A 20,902-nucleotide genomic window follows, 5' to 3' on the forward strand; every position below is an offset into this window, starting at 1 on the left:
TGCAGCCGCCAGGCCACGCCTGGACACGTAAAAATACGTAACACAACCACCCGGCAGGAATGGAACGAACCGATCAGGCCTTGAGGAATTCGGCCTTGCCGCCCAGCCAGCGGCCCACATGGCGCTGGGCCAGTTGCGGGTGCTGCTCCAGCATGCGCGGCGCCAGCTCGCGGGCCCAGTCGAGCAGCATCAGGTCCTGCTCCAGATCGGCGAAGCGCAGCATGGGAGCGCCGGACTGGCGCGCGCCCAGGAATTCGCCGGGGCCGCGGATCTCCAGGTCGCGCCGCGCGATCTCGAAGCCGTCATTGGTCTCGGCCATGGCACGCAGCCGGTCCTTGGCCGTCTCGCCCAGGCGCCCACTGTCTCCCACCGAATACAGCAGCACGCAGGCCGAGGCCGCTGCCCCCCGCCCCACGCGCCCGCGCAGCTGGTGCAGCTGCGACAGGCCGAAGCGCTCCGCATGCTCGATGACCATGAGCGAGGCGTTGGGCACGTCCACGCCCACTTCGATCACCGTGGTGGAGACCAGCACGCCCATGACCCCGGCGGAGAACAGCTCCATCACGGCCTTCTTCTCGGCCGTGGGCATGCGCGAGTGCAGCAGGCCGACCATGACGTCGGGCAGCATCTCGCTCAGATAGGCATGGGTGGCCGTGGCGTTGGACAGGTCCAGCGCCTCGCTTTCCTCGATCAGCGGGCAGACCCAGTAGACCTGGCGCCCTTCCGCGACCTGGGCACCTATGCGCTCGATGACCTCGTCCTTGCGGCTGTCGGCAATGAGCTTGGTGACGATGGGCGTGCGGCCCGGCGGCAGCTCGTCGATGGTGGACACATCCAGGTCGGCGTAGTAGCTCATGGCCAGGGTGCGCGGAATGGGCGTTGCGCTCATCATCAGCAGATGGGGCTCCATGCCCGAGGCCGCGAGCTTCTGGCGCAGCGCCAGCCGCTGGGCCACACCGAAGCGGTGCTGCTCGTCGATGACGGCCAGCGCCAGGTTCTTGAACTGCACCTGGTCCTGGATGACGGCGTGCGTGCCCACGACCAGGGCCGCCTCGCCGCTGTGGACCAGCTCCAGCATGGCGGTGCGCTCCTTCTTCTTCTGTGCGCCGGCCAGCCAGGCCACGCGCTTGCCCAGCGGGGCCAGCAGCGGCTCCAGCCAGCCGACCAGCTTGCCGAAATGCTGCTCGGCCAGGATTTCGGTGGGCGCCATCAGCGCGCACTGCCAGCCGGCCTCGATGCAGGCCACGGCCGACAGCGCCGCCACCACGGTCTTGCCCGATCCCACATCGCCCTGCAGCAGCCGGTGCATGGGCATGCGGCGCTCCATGTCGGCAAGGATCTCGGCCACCACGCGCTGCTGGGCGCCGGTCAGGCCAAAGGGCAATTGGTCCAGGAACTGGCGCGCCAGGCCCTGGGCGCTGTCCATGGGCTGGGCGCGCAGCACGGGTGCCCTGAGCCGCGCGCGTTCGCGCTTGGCCTCGTATTGGGACAGTTGCTGGGCCAGCAGCTCCTCGGCCTTCAGGCGCTGCCAGGCCGGATGCGAATGGTCTTCCAGCGTGGCCAGGGCCACATCGGGCGTGGGGTGGTGCAGGAACTGCAGCGCATCGCGCAGGCTGAACAGCGGCGGCAGCCCGCCGTTGCCATGGAACTGCGCCACGGGCGGATGCTCGCCCTGGGGCAGCGTATCGGAGAGATCGGCGCGCAGCATGGCCGTGACCGCCGCGCGGCGGATGTAGGCCTGGGGCAGGCCCGCCACCGTGGGATAGACGGGCGTAAGCGCCGTGGGCAGGTCGCCGCCCGCCGCGCGAAACGCCGGGTGCAGCATCTGCCGGCCCCAGAAGCCGCCCTTGACCTCGCCGCGGATGCGCAGCCGCGCGCCCACGGACAGGGTTTTCTGGTGCGAGGGGTAGAAGCTGAAGAAGGTCAGCACGCATTCGGCCGTGCCATCGTCCACGGTGACCTTGAGCATGCGGCGCGGGCGCAGTTGCACCTCGCTGTGGGTCACCGTGGCCTCGATCTGCACCGTGTCGCCCTCGCGGGCATTGCGCAGCGCAGTGATGCGCGTCTCGTCCTCATAGCGCAGCGGCAGGTGCAGTGCCAGATCGATGTCGCGCACCAGGCCCATCTTCTGCAGCGCCTTCTGCGCGGCGCTGGCTGCGGGCTTGGCGGGCGCTGCGGGCTTGTCTCCCGCCTTCTCCGCTGCCTTGCCACCCTTGCCTGCTGCCTTGCCCTTGCCGGTACGCGCGGCCTTGCCGCCGGGGGCGTCGCGCCCCAGATCTGGGAAGGCAGAGGAGACGTTCAAGGGCATGGGCTATCCTGTTTCAGAGCATGCGCATGGGCATGGACGGGCATGCAGCATAGTGTATGAATATACAGGTGTAGGCAACACGCCACGTTCATGCCGGATGCCCTTGCCCAAAGCACCCTTGAGGCCCCGGGTCTCTGGGGAAGCCGCTACCATGCACGCTGACGTTACGTAGTGTTACCCCGCCACCGAATGCCATGTTGAAGCGTATCAATGTCCAGCATGTCACTCTGGGCATGTTCCTGCACGAGTTCTGCGGCTCCTGGATGGAGCATCCTTTTTGGCGAACCCGTTTCCTGCTCCGCTCCGAGGCCGACCTCCAGCGCCTGCGCTCCACCTCCATCCAGGAGGTCTGGATCGACGTGCGCAAGGGCCTGGACGTGGGTGTCCAGGTGCCTTGCCTGCGCTTTGACCCGCAGGACGAGCTTCGCCACCAGATCCCGGACAGCGCCCGCCCTGTCTCCGAGCAGAGCACGGCCCCCATTTCCACCGCCACCGAGCTGCGCCGCGCCGCGCAGACCTGCGTGCAGGCCAAGCAATTGCTCAGCCGCCTGTTCAGCGACGCGCGGCTGGGCCGGCCCGTGGACGCCACGGCCGCCGGGCAGCTGGTGGACGATGTGACGGCCTCCGTGGCGCGCAATCCCCACGCCCTGATCGGCCTGGCACGGCTGAAGACGGCCGACGACTACACCTACATGCACAGCCTGGCCGTGTGCGCGCTGATGGTGGCGCTGGCCAAGCGCATGGGCCTGGACGACCACAGCCTGCGCAAGGCCGGCATGGCCGGTCTCATGCACGACCTGGGCAAGACCGCGATCCCGGTCGCCGTGCTCAACAAGCCGGGGCCGCTGGACGATGCCGAATGGTCGCTGATGCGCGCCCACCCACGCCATGGCGAGCAGCTGCTGCGCCCGCTGGGCCTGGACGACGAGGTCATCGATGCCTGCCTGCACCACCACGAAAAGGTGGACGGCAGCGGCTACCCCGACGGACTGCAGCAGGGCGACATCGGCCTGCTGGCGCGCATGACGGCGATCTGCGATGTCTACGACGCCATCACCTCGGACCGGCCCTACAAGAAGGGCTGGCCGCCCTCGGAGGCGCTGCGGCGCATGGCCGAGTGGAGCCCCCGCCATTTCGACAAACGGCTGTTCGAGCAGTTCGTGCAGACCGTTGGCATCTATCCGCTGGGCTCGCTGGTGCGCCTGCATTCGCAGCGCCTGGCCGTCGTGGTCGATGCCTCGCCGGGCAGCCTGCTGGCGCCGCGCGTCAAGGTGTTCTATTCGCTGCGCCAGGCCTGCCGCATCACGCCCGAGATCGAGGACCTGTCCGAGAGCCAGGGCAACGACCGCATCATCGCGCGCGAGGACCCGGCGAACTGGGACTTCCCGGATCTGGAGACGCTGTGGCTGGAGTTCGAGCGCCAGCCCCAGACACAGGCCCAGATGGCCAAGTGACCGCCGCGAAATTCCGGGATGACCCCAGGGTTTGCGACAATGGCGGACTTCCGTTCAACGAACTTGGAACGGGCCATGTCCGGCCCTCAAGCACTGCATGTCCTCCCTGTCCCGTGTGTTTTCGCTCAGCGATTTCGACTTCGAGCTTCCTGAGAACCTGATCGCCCAGCATCCTGCCGCCCAGCGCAGCGCCTCGCGCCTGCTCGACGGCCGCGACGATGCCACCCCGCCCACCGACCGCATCTTCCACGAGCTGCCCGACCTGCTGCAGCCCGGCGACCTGCTGGTGTTCAACGACACGCGCGTGCTCAAGGCGCGCATCTTCGGCGAGAAGGCCAGCGGCGGCCGGCTGGAGCTGCTGGTCGAGCGCGTGCTCGAAGGCAACGATGTCGTGGCCCACATGCGCGTCAGCAAGAAGCCCCTGCCCGGCTCACGCATCCACCTGTGCGGCGGCAAGAACCGCGGCGGCTTCGACGCCGTGCTGCGCGGCCGCTGGCCCGACGAGAACGGCCCGCTGTTCCACCTGAGCTTCGAAGGCCCGCGCGGCGAGACGCCGCACGAGCTGATGGAGCGCTTCGGCCACCTGCCGCTGCCGCCCTATATCGAGCGCCACCAGGACACCGGCAACGACCCCGATGCCGCCGAAGACAGCGAGCGCTACCAGACCGTCTTCGCGGCCCGCCCCGGCGCCGTGGCCGCGCCCACGGCCGCCCTGCACTTTGACGACGCCGTGCTGGCCCGCCTGGCCGAGCGCGGCATCGAGCGCGCCAGCGTCACGCTGCACGTGGGCGCCGGCACCTTCCAGCCCGTGAAGACCGAGAACCTGGCCGACCACCAGATGCACAGCGAGTGGTACGAGATCCCGCTGGCCACGCTGGCTGCGCTGGAACGCTGCCGCCAGCGCGGCGGCCGCGTCGTCGCCGTGGGCACGACCACGGTGCGCACGCTGGAGTCCTGGGCCCAGACAGGCCAGTTCTCCGGCGACACGCGCATCTTCATCACGCCCGGCTTCGAGTACCAGGTGGTCGATCTGCTGATCACCAACTTCCACCTGCCCAAGAGCACGCTGATGATGCTGGTCAGCGCCTTCGCGGGCTACGAGCAGGTGATGGCGCTGTACCGCCATGCGATTGCGCAGGAGTACCGTTTCTTCAGCTATGGCGATTCCATGCTGCTGAAGAAGAAAAGCACCCCCTGAGTCGCTTCGCGCCTTCCCCCCGTTGCACGGCGCCTCTCTACCCGCTTCGCGAGGGAGGGGGGGCGTACGGGCAGCCAGCGACACCCTCGCGGCGGGGCGGCGCGGCCGGCTTAGGCCCTTGCTTGGTGTCCCTCGCCTCAGGCCGCGCCAGGTTCAAGCGCCAAGCCCGAAACGCCGCATGTTCAACCAAAGTAATGGCAGAGCCTGCGGCCCTTGACCTCGTGCACGCTGACGGGGATGCCGTAGAGGGTGCTGAGGACCTCGTCCTGCACAACCTCGGCCGGCGTGCCCGCCACGGCCAGGCGTCCGTCCTTGAGCGCGATGATGTGGTCGGCGTAGCAGGAGGCGAAGTTGATGTCGTGCAGCACCATGACCACGGTCTTGCCGCGCTCGGTGACGGCGCGGCGCAGCAGGCCCATCATGCTGACAGCGTGGGCCATGTCCAGGTTGTTCAGCGGCTCGTCCAGCAGGATGAAGGGCGTGTCCTGGCACAGCACCATGGCGATGTAGGCGCGCTGGCGCTGGCCGCCTGACAGCTCGTCGAGAAAGCGCTCGGCCAGCGGCGTGAGCTGCAGGTACTCCAGCGCCTCGTCCACATGGCGCAGGTCTTCGGGGCCCAGCCGGCCCTTGCTGTGCGGAAAGCGGCCAAAGCCCACCAGGTCGCGCACCGTCAGGCGCAGCGTGCTCTGGTTGTCCTGGCGCAGGATGGCCATGATGCGCGCCAGCGCCTCGGTGGGCGTGGTGGCCACGTCGAGGCCGGCCACCCGCACCTTGCCCGCCGTGATGGGCATGAGACGGCTGACCAGGGACAGCAGCGTGGACTTGCCCGCCCCGTTGGGCCCGATGATGGCCGTCAGCGCCCGCTCGGGCACATCGAAATTGAGCTCCTGCAGCACTGCCGTGCCGCCATGGCGCTTGAGCAGATCACGCACCTCGATCATTGGGTCCCCTTGCGCATGAGCAGCACGATGAAGACGATTCCACCCAGGAACTCCACCACGATGCTCAGCACGGTATTGAATTGAAAAAGCTGCTCCAGCAGCACCTGCCCGCCCATGAGCAGCACGCAGCCCCAGAGCACGGCCGCAGGCAGCACCCAGGCATGGCGGCGCGTGCCCATGGCGTGATAGGCCATGTTGCTGACCAGCAGGCCGAAGAAGATCACCGGGCCGACCAGGGCCGTGGACACGGCCACCATGCAGGCCACCACGGCGAGCAGCCGCAGCACGCGGCCCTCGTAGTCCAGGCCCAGGCTGACGGCGGCATCGCGCCCCAGCGAGATCACGTCCAGCACGCGGCGCTGCCGCCAGATCCAGGCGCTGCCCAGGGCGATCAGCAGCAGCGACGGCAGCAGCAGCTGCAGGTTCACCGCGTTGAAGTTGGCGAACATGCGGTCCTGCAGCGCCGTGAACTCATTGGGATCGAGCACGCGCATGGCCAGCCCGGCCAGGCTGCGAAAGAAGATGCCTCCCACCATGCCCACCAGCAGCATCAGGTGCAGGCTGCTGGCATGGCCCACGAACAGCCAGCGCATCAGCAGCACGCTGAAGCCCATCATCAGCACGATGTTGAGCGCATAGCGCCCGACCTCGCCCATGGCGGACACGCCCGCCGCGCCCAGCATCAGCACCATGGACGCCTGCACGAACAGGTACAGCGCATCCAGCCCCATGACGGAAGGCGTGAGGATGGTGTTGTGCGACACGGTCTGGAACACCACGGTGGACAGGCCGATGGCACAGGCCACCAGCGCCATGGTCAGCACCTTGGCGCCCCGGTGTTCCAGCACGAAGGCCCAGTCGGTCTTGACGCCCACGGTCATGAAGGCCAGCAGGCACAGCAGGGCCAGCGCGCCCAGCAGCGCCAGGCGCGCGCCATGGCCCCAGCTGCGCGCTGCAGGCCCATCGGAAGCAACGGATTGCGGCAGGCTGCTCATGCACGGTCCTTGCGGCGGCGCAGGATCAGCGCCAGGAACAGGGCACTGCCCAGCACGCCCAGCACGGTGCCCACGGGAATTTCATAGGGAGCGATCAGCAGCCGCCCGACCAGGTCGCACAGCACGGTCAGGCCCGCGCCGATCAGCGCCACCCACAGCACGCTGCGGCGCACGTTGTCGCCCAGGACCAGGCGCACCACGTTGGGCACGATCAAGCCCACGAAGGGCAGGCTGCCGGCCGTGACCACCACGGCCGAGGTGGCCACGGCCACCACCACCAGCCCCTGCCACACCAGGCGCCGGTAGTTCAGGCCCAGGTTGGTGGCAAAGCTCTCGCCCAGGCCCGCCACGGTGAAGCGGTCGGCCGCCAGGCAGGCCAGGGCCGTGACGCCCAGCGACAGCCACAGCAACTCGTAGCGGCCTTGGACCACCAGCGAGAAATCGCCGTTGGACCAGGACTTGAGCGCCTGCATCATGTCGAACTGCAGCGCCAGAAAGCTGGCGGCTGCCTCCAGCACGCCGGCCAGCACCAGGCCGACCAGGGGCACCATCCACGACGAATGCAGCCGGATGCGCGAGAGCACGGCCAGGAACAGCGCCGTGCCCAGCAGCGCCGCCACGGCCGAAATCCCCATCTTGGCCATCACCGGCCAATGCGGCACCCAGAGGAACGCGGCCAGCATGCCCAGGCTGGCCGACTCCACCGTGCCCACGGTGGAAGGCTCCACGAAATGGTTGCGCGCCAGCATCTGCATGAGCAGTCCGCAGACCGCCATCGATGCGCCGGCCAGCACCAGGGCCAGCGTGCGCGGCACGCGGCTGTACACCAGCACCTGGCTGGCCAGGTCGTCCTCGCTGCGCGACCACAGCACGCTCCAGTGCATGTCGCCGGCACCCACCATCAGGCTGGCCAGCGACAGCGCCAGCAACAGGCCCAGCGCGAAAAGCCAGGCAAGGGCCTGGCGCGATGGGCGTGACATGGGCGCGGCGTGCGCGGTGGCGACAGGCGGGCTCAACGCTTTAAGGTCATGTGCGGGTGAAGGCATCCGACAGTTGCTGGATATTGGCTTTCAGCGCGCCCGGCCCGGCGTTGGACAGGGTGTACCAGTTGGCCGCATTCAGATAGACCACCTGCTTGCCGCGCCATGCCTTGGTGGCACGCACCAGCGGGTTGTCCAGCAGTTGCTGGGCGGTCTTGCCATCCTGGCCGATGGCCACGTCACGGTCGATGACGAACAGCCAGTCGGGATTGGTCTTGAGCAGGAACTCGAAGGAGACCACCTGCCCATGGCGCGCCACCGTCAGGTTGTCGATGGCCGGCTTCACGCCGAACACATCGTGCAGCATGCCGAAGCGCGAACCCGGCCCATAGGCACTGAGCTTGCCGCCCGAGGTCAGCAGCACCAGCCCCTTGCCGGCGTCCTGCGCCTTCCCATGCAGTGCGGTAATGGCCTGCTCCACGGACCGGACCTCGGCCTCGGCCTTGTCCTGCAGGCCGTAGACGGCGCCCAGCGTGCGGATGTTGCGGTAGATGTCGGCCATCTGGTGCTGGTCGCTGACACTGAGGTCCAGCACGGGCGCGAAGCGTGACAGCTCCTTGTACTTGGCTTCGGAGCGGCCGCCCACGATGATGAGGTCGGGCGACAGCGCCTTGATGGATTCGTAGTCGGGCTCGAACAGGCTGCCGATGCGCGCATACCTGGCATCGGCATAGCGGGCCAGCAGCGGCGGCATCTTGAACTCGGGCACTCCCCGCACCTCGCCGCCCAGCGCCTGCAGCGTGTCCAGCGCCGCCAGCTCGAACACCAGCACGCGCACGGGCTTGAAGGGCACCTGGATCTCGCCCTTGGCATGCGGCACGGTCACGGTCTTGCCAGCCGCTGCCGTCTGGGCATGGGACATCTGCGCCGCCAGCGGCAGCGTGACCAGCACGCCCAGGCCCTGGCCCATCTTCGCCAGGATCCGGCGACGGGAATGATTTGCATTCATGGTGTTCATCTTTACAGTGATTGCTGTATTGCCAGGAAGTTCAAACATTGGCCTTTGCGGCATCAGGGAAGTGCGGGCGTGCCGTCCGGCATGCGCTCGCAGGCCGGCAGGCCCTGGGCAAAGCGCCCGGGGTTGAGCAGGGCCACCAGGCCGCAGGCCAGCGAGCCCTGCCACTGCAGGTAGTCATGGCTGGTCTCGTGCTCGGCCTGGGTGACCTCGTAGCCCTTGGCGCGCAGCACATCGGCCAGGTGGCGGTTGGTTTCCAGGATGCCGTCCTGCCCGCCGCGTGCGCGCTCGTAGCGGCCCGCATCCAGATAAAAGCGCACGGGCTGGCGCGGCTCCTGGGCATAGCGGCGCTGCACCCAGCCCGGCACCTCGCCGGCCGGCGACCACCAGAACGATCCCGACATGCTCAGCACGTTGCCAAACCAGCGCGCATTGACCAGACCCGCATAGGCCGAGGCCAGGCCGCCAAAGCTGGAGCCACCGATCACCGTGCGCGCCGCCGGCTGGCCCAGGCCCTGTTCACCCACCCAGGGCATCAGCTCCTCATCCAGAAAGCGCGCGAAGGCGGTGTTGGGCGGCAACTCCCTGCCGCGCGCCTGCGGGCTGGCGTTGTCCACCAGCACCACGGCCGTGGGCGGGATCAGCCCGTCGGCCATGAGGTTGTCGATGAGGGTGGGCGTGGACACCTGCTTCGCATAGGCGTTGCCGTCGAACAGCACCAGAAGCGCCTCGGGCGCCTGGCCGCCCGCCGGGCGGTAGGTCCAGACATCGCGGCTGTTGCCCAGTACGCGGCTGGACAGGCGGTGCTGCACCAGCGCCCCCTGGGCCACGCCCGCGCGTGGCGCCACCCAGGGCTGGGGTGGGGCCTTGGGCAGCTCCAGCACGGAGGCGCCCTGGAAGGCGTCGATGAAGCCCCCCTCGGGGGGCTGCGGAAACACCTTGGGATTGAGCGGATCGCGCTGCGCCGTGGCCAGCAGGGCGCGGCGCTGCTCCATGGCCGAGCCTGCGATCAGCGGCACATCGGGCGCCAGGCGGTAACTGAGCCGCGCGTTGTCGGCCATGCGGAAGCTGGCCCACCAGACATCGCTGCCGTCGAGGTGCTGCAAGGGATCGTGATTGCCGGCCGGGCTGCCGAAAAGGCGAACCCCCTGCATGCCGGCGCGCGGCTGGCCACGCCACAGGAAGGTGACCAGGGACTGGCCGCCGGGCAGCGGCTCCACCATCGGCGCGCCCTCCTCCTGCACGCGCCGCCAGAAGGCGTCTGCCGCCACGCCCGAACCCGCGCCGCGCTGGATAGCCTGCGCCAGGGCCTGCAGGCGTGGGCTTTCCAGCGCAGGCCGCTCCGGGGCCTGCACAGCCTTGGCGCCCAACGGCGCCAGACTGGAGGTCAACCGCAGCGCAAAGCGGCCGGCTGCGGATTTCACCTCGCCGGCCATCAGCGCGTCCGTTGCGATGTGGCGCGCCACCAGCCTTTGCCTGCCGGCCCCCTCCGTGACCCACATCAGCGACTGCGCACCGCCATCGGGCCGCGCCAGGCGGCGCAGGTGCCGGCCCTGGGCATCCTCCAGGTCCAGGGCCACGCCCTGCCCTTCGAATTCACCCTGGACCACGTGGCCGGCGGGCAGATCGACGCGCCAGGACTCGCGCCCACCGGCAGCCAGGACCCCTGTGGCCGCCTGGCCCGGCGCCAGCGTGCCCGACCGTGCGGCCAGGGCCTGCCCCGATGCGGCTGCCGTCATGTCTTCACCGGCATGGACGGCTGCGCCCAGCAGGCACAGCAGCGAGGCGGCCAGGCACAGGCCTTGTCTTGCAGCTTGCGCCATGGCGTCAGAAGTCCACCGTGGCCGAGACACGCACCGTGCGCGGGCCGCCCGTGGTGGCGAAGTTGTCGTTGAAGCTGCCGGCCCAGTAGGACTTGTCGAACAGGTTCTCCACCGTGGCGCGGAAGGTGACGGGTTTGGCCGCGATGCGGGTGGCATAGCGCGCGCCCACGTCCACGCGGGTCCAGCTGGGCATCTTCAGCGTGTTGGCCGAATTCACCCATTGCGCACCCGTGTAGATCAGGCGGCCGGTGAGCGTGGCGCCCGGCAGCGCGGGCACGTCCCATTCGCCGCCCAGGTTGGCCGTCCAGCGCGGCACGCCGTAGACGCCGAAGCCATCGCGCGCGCCGCCCTGGGTCTTGCTCTGGATGGCCTGGGTGTAGGCCAGGCCGCCCAGCACGCGCGTGCCGCGCAGCGGCTCGCCGAACACATTCCACTCCAGGCCCCGGTTGCGCTGCTCGCCATCCATCAGCAGGCGGTTGGTCGCGATCTCCACCACGGACGAGGGCCGCTCGATCTGGAACAGCGAGACCGTCTGCGTGAAATCACCCGTGCGCCACTTGGCGCCGATCTCGAACTGCTTGGTCTTGTAGGGCGCGAACACTTCGCCGGCATTGGCATAGGTGGCGCCGACGATGGAGCCCGCGCTCAGGCCCTGCACATGGTTGGCATACAGCGAGACCGCATCGCCCCAGGGCTTGACCACCAGGCCCAACGCGGGCGAGACGGCCTGCTCGTTGTAGCCCGCCATCTTCTGGTTCACGCGCTGCAGGCGTGCGCCCACGGTCAGTTGCACGGCATCGCCGCCCCAGCTCAGCGTGTCGGCCAGGGCCAGGCTGCTGAGCACATCGTCGCGCTCCTGCTTGATGGCGCCGTAGGGGCCGGCCAGCGTGATGGGCGCGGGGTTGTAGATGTTGGTGATGTAGCTGGCGCTGGTGGCCACGGCCGCGCGTCCACCCTTCTGGTTCATCCAGTTCAGGGAGGCCACCAGCAGGTGGTTCACGCCGCCCGTGCGCAGGCGCCCGCGCACGCCGAACTCGGCCGCCGTGCTGTCGGTATAGCCGTACTGGTTGTAGGTCTGGCCCACGGCCGAGCCGTCGCCCTGGGCGCGCAGCACCACGCGCGTGCCGTTGAGCATGCCGTCGTAGGCATGCTGCGCCGTGCCTGCGGAGCCGAACAGCGTCCAGTCCGCGCCCAGGTCCACCGAGCCGCGCAGCATCAGCGCATCGCTTTGCTGCTTGGCGTGTATGCCGGGGAACAGGTTGGTCGTGGCGTCGGGCGCCGCGATGACCTGCTTGAGGTTCTGCATGCTGACCATCATCGGGCTGCCATCGCGGATGGTGGAGCGGTAGCTGTAGGCATCCAGGCCGAGCGTGAAGCCGTCGCCCTGGTAGTCCAGCGCCAGCGCGCCCAGGCCATGGCGGCGGTTCTGGCCGTCGATCTCGGTGTCGCCGCTCGAGGTGCTGCCGTTGACGCGTATGCCCAGGCGGCGCTCGGGGCCGAAGCGGCGCGAGACATCGGCCTGCAGGCCCAGCTGCGAGCCGCTGCTGAACATGGTGGTCACGCGCGTGAGATCCTGGGCCAGCGGGCGCTTGGTCACCAGGTTGATGGTGCCGCCCACGGCACCGCCGGGCGTCATGCCGCTCATCAGCGCACCGGGGCCCTTGAGCACCTCCACGCGCTCGATCATCTCGACGGGCACGTGGCCGTCGGGCGCCAATCCATACAGGCCGTTGAAGCCCAGCTCCGAGGCATTCACCCCCAGGCCGCGGATGGTGAAGTTCTCGTAGGCATGGCCGGTGTTGGTGGTGAATCGCACCGAAGGATCGTTTTCCAGCACCGACATCAGCGTGGCCGCGTTCTGGTTGGCAATGCCTTCGGCCGTGTAGGAGGTGATGTTGAACGGCGTGTCCATCACATCGCGCTGGCCCAGCACGCCCAGGCCCGCACCCTTGGCCACTTGGCCGCCCGGGGCCACCGCGGGAAGGGTCTGGGGATCGGTGGTGCCGCGCACCGTGACCTCGCCCAGCTCAGCGTCAGCGGCCCAGGCGCCGGCGGGCAGCGCCGCGGCAGCCACCATGGCGCAGACACGGGCAATGGTGCCCAGGCGGTGGAGCGTGCAAACAGGGGTGCAAACAGGGGTGAAGGGGCTGACAGCGCCTGCGCGCGGCAGGCCGATGCGGGTACGGGAAGACATCCGGGAGGGCTTTCGAGACGGAAGGAAATGCGCCGCATCCAGCCCGGAGCCACTCGGACACACTCGGACACAGGCCGGATACGGCATCTGCCCGAATTATAGAAAATGAGAATTATTCTTATTAAGAAAGCGGCAACAACGCACCGCGCGCAAACATGGGCGCACGGCCAGCAAACAATCGCGTTGAAAACAGTGGGGGCCAGGCAACAGGCGGCCCGGCCTCGGCGACGCCAGCGGCCGCTAGAAGGTGTCGCCGCGCTCCATGGCGCGGCGGTGGCGCTGCACGAATTCCTGGTAGGTGTCGATGCCGCGCAGCTGCAAGATGGCATTGCGCACGGCGGCCTCGACCAGCACGGCGATGTTGCGGCCCGCCACCACCTGGATCACCACCTTGCGCACGGGCACGCCGAGCACATCCTGCGTCAGCGGCTCGGCCGGCAGGCGCTCGTACTCGCGCTCCATGGTTTCCTTGCGCACCAGGTGCACGATGAGCTTGAGGCGCATCTTGCGGCGCACGGCCGTCTCGCCAAAGATGGCGCGGATGTCCAGCAGCCCGATGCCGCGCACCTCCAGCAGGTTCTGCAGCAGCTCGGGGCACTTGCCCTCGATCGTGGTCTGGTTGATGCGGTACAGGTCCACGGCATCGTCGGCCACCAGGCCGTTGCCGCGCGTCACCAGTTCCAGCCCCAGCTCGCTCTTGCCCAGGCCCGACTCGCCCGTGATCAGCACCCCCATGCCCAGGATGTCCATGAACACGCCGTGCATGGTGGTGCGGTCGGCGAAATGCTTGGCCAGGTAGGCGCGCAGCACATCGATCACGAAGGCCGACTGCTCGCGCGTGGAGAACATGGGAATGTGGGCGCGCTCGCACATGGACAGCAGCGCATCGGGCGCCGTCTGCCCGTCGGCCAGCACCAGCACGGGCGGCTCCAGCGTGACGATGCGTGCCACGCGGCGCTGGCAGTCCTGCGGCGTGGCATTGCTCAGATAGGCGATCTCGCGCTCGCCCAGCACCTGCAGCCGGTAGGGATGGATGTAGTTCAGGTAGCCGACGAGGTCCGCGCCGGAGCGCGCCGAGCGCACGGCCATCTCGTCGAAACGGCGCTCCGAGGCTCCCAGGCCCGCCACCCACTCCCAGCGCAGGCTGGAGCGGAACTCCTCGAACAGGACATCGGCGCTGATGGCACTGGGTCTCATGGCAAGGCCCGTGAAAAAGGGAAGGAAAAAGTCTGGAAGACTAGACCAGGGGCGCAGCGGAGGACTGCCAGCCGGCAATCATTCCATGCAGCCGGGCCGCATCGGCGCAGGACTTCAGGCGCTCGCGCAGCTGGCTGTCGCTGAGAAGCTCGGCGATTTCGGACAGGATTTCCAGATGCTTCTGGGTGGCCGCTTCGGGAACCAGCAGAAAGATCAGCAGGCCCACGGGCTGCTCATCGGGAGCATCGAAACCAATGGGATTGTCCAGTTGGAACACGGCCGCCATGGGAGCGGTCAGGCCCTTGATGCGCCCATGGGGAATGGCCACGCCGTGGCCAAGCCCCGTCGAGCCCAGGCGTTCGCGTGCAAACAGGCTGTCGGTGATGAGTGCGCGGGACAGGCCATGCAGGCTCTCGAAGAGCAGACCTGCTTCTTCGAAAGCGCGCTTTTTGCTGGTGACGTCGACGCTCACGAGCACTTGAGCGGCGGGCAGGATGGAGGCAAGACGGTTCATGGTTCGGGAAACAATTATGCACCGCAGTGCCGGAAACCGTGGGGAAACCCTGACCCCCATCAAAAACCGCCCCGAAGGGCGGTGGTCGTGCGTGGCTCATCAGCCACAAAAGCGCAGGTATTGTAAGCGCCCGCACAGGGCTGGCGCCTTACCTGTCACCCGACTGACGCCAAGGTCAGCCCAGCATCATCGAGTCGCTTGGCCGAACCATAGCGGCTGCCCTGCTGGCGGGTCTTGTAGCGCACCACCACGCGGTCCAGCTTGTCAGCCAGCGCATCGACGGCGGCGTAGAGATCGAAGTGAGAGGTCTCGACAAAAAGATCCTGGCCCTTGACGCGCAGCGTGCAACCGGCACGTTGGCGCTTTTCCTTCTCCTTTTGGTTATGAACGGTCAGCAAGACCTTTACATCCACCACCTGGTCAAAGTGTCGAAGAATGCGTTCGAGCTTGGCCATGACGTAACTGCGCAGCGAGGGAGTGACCTCCAGGTGATGCCCACTAATCGTCAGATTCATATCTAAACACTCCTTGCTCTGGATGAAAACAGCCCGGTCCACCGGGAGACGATCCGCCGGGACAGGTGCTTGCAGGCCGGAATGCGCATTCGTTTGCTTGCGAATCCACTATGCGCCGGGGTCTGCCCAAAAGCAACGCCGCAAGCCGATAGCGCAGGACGGTGCAGGGCCTTGGAGGCGGGTTTTGCGCGCCATGCAATTGGGCGCACAATCGGCGGGTTTGCCAGGCTGCGCCCCTGGGGTGGGGCTTGCCACGGGCCGCCCGTCACCGTGAGGCGCCGTTGGTTAGAATCGCGCTCCTGCGCGTGCCGCTTGCAGCCATCCGGCCGCTGCAGCCTCTTTGCCAGATTGCCCCTTGCCTCACATGACCACCCAGTCCCGCCCCTCCGCCCTGCACACTTCCAACATTGCCTCGCTGCCGCTGCTCGCGCGCGGCAAGGTGCGCGACAACTATGCCGTGGGCGATGACCGCATCCTGATGGTGGCCTCGGACCGCCTGTCGGCCTTCGACGTGATCATGGGCGAGCCCATCCCCGGCAAGGGCGAGCTGCTGACGCAAATGGCGCTGTTCTGGTTCGACAAGCTCGGCCACATCTGCCCCAACCACCTGACCGGCGAAGCGCCCGAGTCCGTGGTCACGCCCGCCGAAGTGCCCCAGGTCACGGGCCGCTCCATGCTGGTCAAGCGCCTCAAGCCCGTGCTGATCGAGGCCGTGGTGCGCGGCTACCTGGCCGGCAGCGGCTGGAAGGAATACCAGGAATCGCGCTCGGTCTGCGGCGTGCCCCTGCCCGAAGGCCTGACCAACGCCGCCAAGCTGCCCGAGCCCATCTACACCCCGGCCGCCAAGGCCGAGATGGGCGACCATGACGAGAACATCACCTACGAGCGCACGGTGGAGATGGTCGGCGAGAAGCTGGCCTCCCAGATCCGCGATACGGCCATCCGCATCTACAAGGAAGCTGCGGCCATCGCCCTCGAAAAGGGCATGATCATTGCCGACACCAAGTTCGAATTCGGCCTGGACGAGAACGGCGAACTGGTGCTGATGGACGAAGTCCTCACGCCCGACAGCTCGCGCTACTGGCCCGTGGAGGGCTATGCCCAGGCCCTGGCCAATGGCGAGAACCCGCCCAGCTACGACAAGCAGTTCGTGCGCGACTGGCTGGAGCAGGCCCAGGTCAACGGCAAGCCCTGGGACAAGAAGGCCCCGGCCCCGCGCCTGCCCCAGGAAGTGACCGAGAAGACGGCCGCCAAGTACCGCGAAGCCCTGCAGCGCCTGACGGCCTGACGGCCCGCCGTAGCCCGGCCCCGCGCGCCTTTCCCCGCAAAAGAGAGCTTCGGCTCTCTTTTTTTGTTGCGGGCCTGCGTTTTTGCAGCCGGTCATGCCTGCGTCACCAACGCTGCCACAATGTTCGCTTCCTCTGGCTTTTTCTGAAGGAGCAAGCACATGGCTGGCAAGAAGATTCTGATGATCTGTGGCGACTACTGCGAGGACTACGAAACCATGGTCCCCTTCCAGACCCTGCAGGCCGTGGGACACACGGTGCATGCGGTCTGCCCCGACAAGAAGGCCGGGGAACACATCAAGACGGCCATCCATGATTTCGAGGGCGCGCAGACCTACAGCGAAAAGCCCGGCCACAACTTCACGCTCAACGCCAGCTTCGCCGACATCAAGCCCGAGCAGTACGACGCCCTGGTGATCCCCGGTGGACGCGGCCCTGAGTACCTGCGCAACTACGACGCCGTGCGCGCCGCCGTGCGCCACTTCTTCGACAACAACAAGCCCGTGGCCGCCGTCTGCCACGGCGCCCAGCTGCTGGCCGGCGCCGGCGTGCTCAAGGGCCGCACCTGCTCGGCCTACCCGGCCTGCCGTGCCGAGGTCGAACTGGCCGGCGGCACCTATGCCGACATCGGCGTGGACCAGGCGCACACCGAAGGCAACCTGGTCAGCGCCCCCGCCTGGCCGGCCCATCCGGCCTGGATCGCCCAGTTCCTGACGCTCCTGGGCACGCGCATCAGCCACGGCTGAGCACGCAGCGGCCGTTGGCGCCGGGCGGCTCAACCGCCCCAGCGCACCAGCACGATGCCGCCGAAGACCAGGGCCGAGGCCAGCATGCGCACGTGGCCCAGGCGCTCGCGCATCAGCCATGCGGCAATCCAGCCCGCAAACAGCACGCTGCTTTCACGCAGCGCAGACACCAGCCCCATGGGCGCCTGCGACAGCGCCCAGGTCGCCATCCAGCTGGCGCTCAGCTGCATGGCGGCGGCCAGGGCGCACAGGCGCCAGGTGCGGGCATCGGCGCGCAGCACGGCGGGGCCGCGCCGCCAGGCGACGATCAGCACCGTGGCCAGGCCATCGCCCAGCGTGAGCAAGGCCGCATAGAACAGCGCGGAGCCGGATGCGCGCGCCCCCAGCCCGTCGATGACCGTATAGCAGGCAATCATGGCGCCCGTGGCCAGCGCATAGCCGCTGCCGCCATAACCGCTGGCCGCGCCGCTGCGCACCGACAGCGCCAGCACGCCCAGCGACAGGCACAGCACGCCGGCCAGCCCGGGTACGCCCGGCCACTCACCGGCCAGCAGCGCCGCGCCCAGCGTGACGAACAGCGGCGCACTGCCGCGTGCCACCGGGTAGACCACGCCGAACTCGCCATGCTGGTAGGCGCGCGGCAGCACGAAGTGATAGACGGTGTGCACAGCCACCGAGGCCGCCAGCCACCACCACACCGATGCGTCCCACAGCCCCGCCGCGCGCCAGTCCAGCCAGGGCAGCATCAGCAGCGACCACAGGCTGGCCAGCCCCGTGGTCAGCGCCATGGCGACCATCTTGTCGCCGCCCAGCTTGATGGCGCTGTTCCATCCCGCATTCATCAGCGCGGCCCCCAGGGCCGCGGCCAGCACCGCATTGCTCAATTCCATTCCATGGCCTCGTTCTTGATACGGGACGGGATGATGGATTCGCACCCAGATTAGATAAAGTCGAATCTTCGGAACATCATCTTCAGGAAACCTGATGCGACGCCTGAACCTTGACCAGCTCCAGACCCTGGTGGCCGTGGCCGACCTGGGCACGCTGGCTGCCGCCGCCCAGGCCCTTCACCTGTCGCCGCCCGCCGTCAGCCTGCACATCCAGGAGCTGGAAGCTCGCTTGGACACACCGCTGCTGGTGCGCGGCAAGCGAAAGGCGCAGCTGACGCCCGCAGGTGCTCTGCTGGCCGAAGGCGGACGCCGCCTGCTGGCCGACAGCGAATCCCTGCTGCGCCAGGTGCGCAAGCGTGCCGAGGGCTTTGGCGCCAGCGTGCGCATAGGCGCCTCGGCCGGCGTCAGCCCCTTGCTTTTGCCCGAACTGCTGCAATGGCTGGCCGAGCACGCGCCCGGCGTGGAACTGCGCCTGGAAGTCGTGAGCTCCGCCCAGGCCATGCAGCGCCTGGCGACTGGCCACCTGGACCTGGCCCTGGTCGGACTGCCCCAGCCCTTGCCTTCCGGCCTGGAAATGCGGGCCTGGCGCAACGACCCCATGGAGCTGTTCGCCTCGCCGCAGATGGCGCTGCCCGACCAGATCACGCCCGAATGGCTCAACGCCCAGCCCTGGATAGGCTTTGCCGCCGGCACCCAGATGCACCGCCTGCTGTCCCAATGGTTCGCCCAGGCGGGCCTGCTGCCGCAGCCGCGCATGGAAATGAGCTTTCCCGAAGGCATACGCGCCCTGGTCGCAGCAGGCCACGGCCCCACGGTCCTGCCGCGCGAGGAGCCCATGGACGCCGTCAGCCGCACGCTGCAGCAGCGCGGACTCAGCCCCGCACTGACACGCCCGCTGGGACTGGCCTGCCGCAGCGCCGCGCAACAAGACCCGGCCGTGCAGGCCGTGGTGCGCGGGTTGATGCGATTTGCCGATCCCGTACGGCAGTAGGCGTAGGCGCTACAGCCCCGCCTCCTGCAGCACCCACGCACGCAGCGCCTCGATGGCCGGCTGGCCCTGGCTGCGCCGGGGGTAGAGCAGGTGGTAGGCATAGGCCGGGCCCAGGCCCACGGCGATGTCGAACAGGCGCACCAGGCGGCCACGGGCCAGGTCTTCGGCCACCAGGTCCTGCTCGACCAGGCCCACGGCGCCGCCGTCCAGCACGGCCTGCACGACGTGGCTGGAGTCGGTGAAGGCGATGCAGCGGCCTGCGTCCAGGCCCTCCACGCCGGCCGCCGCCATCCACATCGGCCAGTTCGGCCAGACCTGGCCGTCCACCCTGCAATCGACATGGCACAGCGTGTGCGCCAGCAGGTCAACGGGCCGGGCCAGCGGCGGGCCGGACTGCAGCAGGGCCGGGCTGCAGACGGGGATCACCCTGGCATCGAACAGGCGCACCGCCAGGGTGTGCGGATCACGGCCGGTGCCGAAGCGGATGGCGGCGTCGATGTCATCGGCGTCGAAGTCGCGCACCTCGTCGCAGATGTCGAAGCTCAGTTCGATCTGCGGATGCGCGGCGCGAAAGCGCGGCAGCCGGGGCAGCAGCCACTGCGTGGCAAAGCGCGCGCCCAGCGACAGACGCAGCCGCGTCTCGCCCCGGGCCAGTTGGCGCGCCCGGCCGGTGGCGCGCCGCAGCAGGCCCAGCGCCTCGGCCGTGGCCTCCAGCAGCACGCTGCCTGCGGGCGTGAGCTGCATGCTGCGGCTGTTGCGCGTGAAGAGGACGAGGCCCAGCTGTTCCTCCATCTCCTTGATCTGGTGGCTGACCGCCGCCGGGGTCAGCCCCAGTTCGTCGGCCGCGCGCGTGAAGTTCAGGTGGCGCCCTGCAGCCTCGAAGCTGCGCAGGGCGCGCGTGCCGGGTGGAAGCTGGCGCATGGATCTTCAAATTTTTCTTGATGAAGTGCCGAATACTACTTGCTTCCTCTTTTGGGACCGCCATCGAACAATCAAGAAAACTTGATGGATGAACCCATGGAAACCGCCTCTTTCTTCACCAGCCTTATCGATGGGCAGCCCGCTACGGCGGCCGAACTCGCCGCCCTGGCCTTTGCCGGCCATGCCCATTTCACGGCCATGCAGGTGCGCGGCGGCCGGCTGCGCGGGCTGGACCTGCATCTGCAGCGCCTGCGCCAGGCCTCGCTGGAGCTGTACGGCCAGGCCTTGTCCGATGACCATGTCAAGGCGCAGCTGCGGGCGGCGCTTGCCGGTGGTCCGCAGGATGTGTCGCTGACCGCCACGGTGTACTCGCCTGCCGGGGAATTCACGGCCGCCGATGCGCGGCCGCGCATGCTGGTGCGCACCTCGGCACCCGCCTCGGGCCCCGCCGGGCCCTTGAGCCTGGCGCTGTTCGAGCATGAGCGCATGCTGCCCCACCTCAAGCATGTGGGCGAGGTGGCCAAGACGCATCTGCTGCGCCGCGCCGTGGCCCAGGGCTTTGACGACGCCGCCTTTGCCGACCGCCACGGCCGCATTGGCGAGGCCACCATCTGGAACCTGGCCTTCTGGGATGGAGACGCCGTGGTCTGGCCGCGCGCCCAGGTGCTGCCGGGCACGACCGAGTCCATGCTGCGGCGCCAGTTGCAGCGCCTGGGCGTGGCGCAGCGCCAGGCCGTGCTGACCCGGGCCGACCTGCCATCCCTGGCCGGCGCCGTGGTGATGAATTCGTGGTCCCCGGGCATTCCAGTCAGGCGCCTGGCCGATGTGCATCTGCCCGATGCGCCCGGCTTCGTGCAGTTGCTGCACCGCGCGCATGCGGCCGAGGAACCGGTTGCGCCCTGAGCCCTCGCCATGAAAAAAGGGAGCCGCAAGG

18 protein-coding genes are annotated in these 20,902 nt (G+C 68.4%); 6 read left to right on the forward strand and 12 right to left on the reverse strand.

Annotated elements, in window-relative coordinates; all coding sequences use genetic code 11:
- Positions 1-73 precede the first annotated feature (73 nt).
- The gene (recG, locus tag IB269_RS13670; RefSeq protein WP_192367378.1) at positions 74-2,308 is read right to left on the reverse strand and encodes an ATP-dependent DNA helicase RecG; all 2,235 of its coding nucleotides are present in this window, start codon (positions 2,306-2,308) and stop codon (positions 74-76) included.
- Positions 2,309-2,502: 194 nt separating this feature from the next.
- Here recG and IB269_RS13675 point away from each other — a divergent pair, with 194 nt between their 5' ends.
- Positions 2,503-3,762 carry an HD-GYP domain-containing protein gene (locus tag IB269_RS13675; RefSeq protein WP_192367379.1) on the forward strand — a complete coding sequence of 420 codons (1,260 nt, stop codon included), beginning with the start codon at positions 2,503-2,505 and terminating at the stop codon, positions 3,760-3,762.
- Positions 3,763-3,859: 97 nt separating this feature from the next.
- Positions 3,860-4,960 carry a tRNA preQ1(34) S-adenosylmethionine ribosyltransferase-isomerase QueA gene (gene queA / locus IB269_RS13680; RefSeq protein WP_034389929.1) on the forward strand — a complete coding sequence of 367 codons (1,101 nt, stop codon included), beginning with the start codon at positions 3,860-3,862 and terminating at the stop codon, positions 4,958-4,960.
- Between the two features lie 182 nt (positions 4,961-5,142).
- Here queA and IB269_RS13685 read toward each other — a convergent pair whose 3' ends face one another.
- The 9 genes from IB269_RS13685 to hpf form a co-directional block, all read right to left on the reverse strand.
- Positions 5,143-5,901 carry an ABC transporter ATP-binding protein gene (locus IB269_RS13685; RefSeq protein WP_034389926.1) on the reverse strand — a complete coding sequence of 253 codons (759 nt, stop codon included), beginning with the start codon at positions 5,899-5,901 and terminating at the stop codon, positions 5,143-5,145.
- Positions 5,898-6,896, reverse strand: coding sequence for an iron chelate uptake ABC transporter family permease subunit (locus tag IB269_RS13690; RefSeq protein WP_012202939.1), 999 nt, complete (start codon positions 6,894-6,896; stop codon positions 5,898-5,900). Before IB269_RS13690 ends, IB269_RS13685 begins: the two co-directional genes overlap by 4 nt.
- The gene (locus IB269_RS13695) at positions 6,893-7,876 is read right to left on the reverse strand and encodes an ABC transporter permease (RefSeq protein ID WP_192367380.1); all 984 of its coding nucleotides are present in this window, start codon (positions 7,874-7,876) and stop codon (positions 6,893-6,895) included. Before IB269_RS13695 ends, IB269_RS13690 begins: the two co-directional genes overlap by 4 nt.
- A gap of 46 nt (positions 7,877-7,922) precedes the next feature.
- Positions 7,923-8,933: a siderophore ABC transporter substrate-binding protein gene (locus IB269_RS13700; protein WP_192367381.1), complete on the reverse strand. Its 1,011-nt coding sequence runs from the start codon at positions 8,931-8,933 to the stop codon at positions 7,923-7,925.
- Positions 8,934-8,947: 14 nt separating this feature from the next.
- On the reverse strand, positions 8,948-10,714 hold the full coding sequence (locus IB269_RS13705; protein ID WP_192367382.1) for an enterochelin esterase domain-containing protein: 1,767 nt from the start codon (positions 10,712-10,714) through the stop codon (positions 8,948-8,950).
- A gap of 4 nt (positions 10,715-10,718) precedes the next feature.
- Complete coding sequence (locus IB269_RS13710; protein WP_192367383.1) at positions 10,719-12,908, reverse strand: TonB-dependent receptor; 2,190 nt, start codon at positions 12,906-12,908, stop codon at positions 10,719-10,721.
- A 240-nt stretch (positions 12,909-13,148) separates the two neighbouring features.
- Complete coding sequence (gene hprK / locus IB269_RS13715) at positions 13,149-14,105, reverse strand: HPr(Ser) kinase/phosphatase (RefSeq protein WP_013804473.1); 957 nt, start codon at positions 14,103-14,105, stop codon at positions 13,149-13,151.
- Between the two features lie 40 nt (positions 14,106-14,145).
- A complete protein-coding gene (locus tag IB269_RS13720; protein ID WP_013804474.1) occupies positions 14,146-14,619 on the reverse strand; it encodes a PTS sugar transporter subunit IIA in 474 nt (157 codons plus the stop codon).
- A gap of 155 nt (positions 14,620-14,774) precedes the next feature.
- On the reverse strand, positions 14,775-15,134 hold the full coding sequence (gene hpf, locus IB269_RS13725; RefSeq protein ID WP_012202932.1) for a ribosome hibernation-promoting factor, HPF/YfiA family: 360 nt from the start codon (positions 15,132-15,134) through the stop codon (positions 14,775-14,777).
- 364 nt (positions 15,135-15,498) lie between these two features.
- Between hpf and IB269_RS13730 the strand changes: the two genes are divergently transcribed.
- On the forward strand, positions 15,499-16,422 hold the full coding sequence (locus tag IB269_RS13730) for a phosphoribosylaminoimidazolesuccinocarboxamide synthase (protein ID WP_012202931.1): 924 nt from the start codon (positions 15,499-15,501) through the stop codon (positions 16,420-16,422).
- A gap of 159 nt (positions 16,423-16,581) precedes the next feature.
- Positions 16,582-17,166, forward strand: coding sequence for a DJ-1/PfpI family protein (locus IB269_RS13735; protein ID WP_192367384.1), 585 nt, complete (start codon positions 16,582-16,584; stop codon positions 17,164-17,166).
- Between the two features lie 29 nt (positions 17,167-17,195).
- Here IB269_RS13735 and IB269_RS13740 read toward each other — a convergent pair whose 3' ends face one another.
- A complete protein-coding gene (locus tag IB269_RS13740) occupies positions 17,196-18,056 on the reverse strand; it encodes a DMT family transporter (protein WP_097204024.1) in 861 nt (286 codons plus the stop codon).
- A gap of 94 nt (positions 18,057-18,150) precedes the next feature.
- Here IB269_RS13740 and IB269_RS13745 point away from each other — a divergent pair, with 94 nt between their 5' ends.
- Positions 18,151-19,047 (forward strand): LysR family transcriptional regulator, encoded by an 897-nt coding sequence (locus tag IB269_RS13745; protein WP_097204025.1) that lies wholly within the window; start codon positions 18,151-18,153, stop codon positions 19,045-19,047.
- 9 nt (positions 19,048-19,056) lie between these two features.
- On the opposite strand, the gene IB269_RS13750 is transcribed toward IB269_RS13745, so the two are convergent.
- A complete protein-coding gene (locus IB269_RS13750; protein WP_096914745.1) occupies positions 19,057-19,968 on the reverse strand; it encodes a LysR substrate-binding domain-containing protein in 912 nt (303 codons plus the stop codon).
- A gap of 96 nt (positions 19,969-20,064) precedes the next feature.
- Here IB269_RS13750 and IB269_RS13755 point away from each other — a divergent pair, with 96 nt between their 5' ends.
- Entirely contained in the window at positions 20,065-20,871 is an 807-nt protein-coding gene (locus IB269_RS13755) for an aminotransferase class IV family protein (protein ID WP_192367385.1), read from the forward strand.
- Positions 20,872-20,902 lie beyond the last annotated feature (31 nt).

It is taken from the genome of Delftia sp. DLF01 (assembly GCF_014852125.1).
Lineage (GTDB): Bacteria > Pseudomonadota > Gammaproteobacteria > Burkholderiales > Burkholderiaceae_C > Comamonas > Comamonas acidovorans.